Origin of the sequence: Clavibacter tessellarius (genome assembly GCF_001618005.1) — a bacterium.
Classification (GTDB): Bacteria; Actinomycetota; Actinomycetes; order Actinomycetales; family Microbacteriaceae; genus Clavibacter; species Clavibacter tessellarius_A.
In genome coordinates this window covers 1-1,484 of the sequence record NZ_LQXA01000055.1, presented here as the reverse complement: position 1 = coordinate 1,484, position 1,484 = coordinate 1, and the positions used below count along the sequence as shown (strand labels likewise).

The 1,484-nt window shown below is 79.2% G+C and carries 1 protein-coding gene; it reads right to left on the bottom strand.

Going from position 1 to position 1,484, the window contains the following annotated elements; genetic code table 11:
- Positions 1–35: 35 nt before the first annotated feature.
- Positions 36–1,484: DUF58 domain-containing protein (locus tag AWH51_RS14670; RefSeq protein WP_063072799.1), on the bottom strand; the 1,449-nt coding region annotated here is incomplete at its 5' end.

The following is a 1,484-nucleotide window of genomic DNA, read 5'->3' as shown; positions in this document are numbered from 1 at the left end:
GGCCCGCCCGCCCGCGTCGCCGAGCCCGGCCCCGCTCACGACCCGCTCCGCTGCAGGGCGCCGCGCAGGTCGTCGAGGTAGCCGACGGTGAGCACCGTGAGGTCGCCGAGGCGCCGGAGGCCGGGCTCGGCCTCGGGATCGCACACGACGGCGACCACCTGCACGCCGGGCGGGAATCCCACGGCGGCGTGCCGGATCGACGCGGAGGACGCACCGGTGCCGCAGACGAGGAAGACGACGGAGACGCCCGCGACCTCGTCGGCCGCGGCGCGCGCGACCTCGACGAGGGACGCGGCGCGGTCGGTCGCGCGGATCTCCGCGAGGTCGTCGAGGAGGCGCGTCGGCGTGACGGTCGCGAGGCGGTGGAGGCGGGGCGGGCGGGACCGGGCCGCTCCCGGGCGTGCGACGCCGCGGAGGGCCCCGGCCGGCGTCGAGACGGCGGGAGCGTGATCCGCCCGCCCGCGCCCGGCCCCGCGGTCCGCGCTCGCGACCACCGACACCGAGCGGGCATCGACGATGGCGCGTGCGCCGAGGGATCCGACGACGCTCACGGCCAGCTCGAACTCCGCGTCGGCGGTGGATCCGGCGAGCGCGCCGCCCGCGCGCCCCGCCGCCGCGGTGGTCCCGCCCGCGGCCCCGGCGGCGACGGGATCCGAGCCGGTGCCCGCAGCCGCGCCCCCCGCAGCCGCCGCGGCGGCCTCCCCGTCCGGATCCCCGGCCCCGTAGTCCCTCGCGCGCAGCGACAGCGCGACCATGATGTGGCTCCGCCGGGTCTCCTCGAACCGCCGCACCATGTGCACGCCGGTCTTCGCGGTCGATCGCCAGTGGATGTGCCGCATCTCGTCGCCCGGCACGTACTCGCGCAGCGACTGGAACGACACGTCGCTATCGGCGAGGTCGCGCGTCGCCCGGCCCTCGAGGTCGCGCACGAAGCCCGTGCTGGTGCTCGGCAGGGCGAGCGTGCGCGGGTGCACGAGGAGACGGGTCGCGCGGGCCTCGGTGGACTCGCGGCGGACGAGCCCGAGCGGGTCGCCGCGGACGATGCGCGCGGGACCGAGGGCGATCACGCCGCGGCGCGTCGTGGGCACGACGAACACGTCGTCGTGCACCTGGCCGTGACCGAGGGAGGGCACGTGGATCTCGGCCAGCCCGGATCCCACGGGCACCTCGACCGTGAGCCCCACCGCCCGCCGGCGCAGCGGGTTCCGCACGGCGACCGTCGCGGGCGCGCGCTCCCCCGCGACGACGCGGTCGCGCGGGAGGCGGAGCGCGACCTCGACGCCCGCGGATCCGACGAGGTGCAGCCCCGCGAGCACCCCGAGCGCGACCGCCGTCCACGCGACCGCGACGAGCTCGCGCCAGCCGAGGGCGTACCCGGCGACGCCCGCGACGACGGCCGCGAGCGCGACGACGCGGCCGAGCGGCGTGACGACGCCGACGAGCCGCCGGAGCGCGTCCCGCGGCGGCGCGGCGGCGGCCTGCGG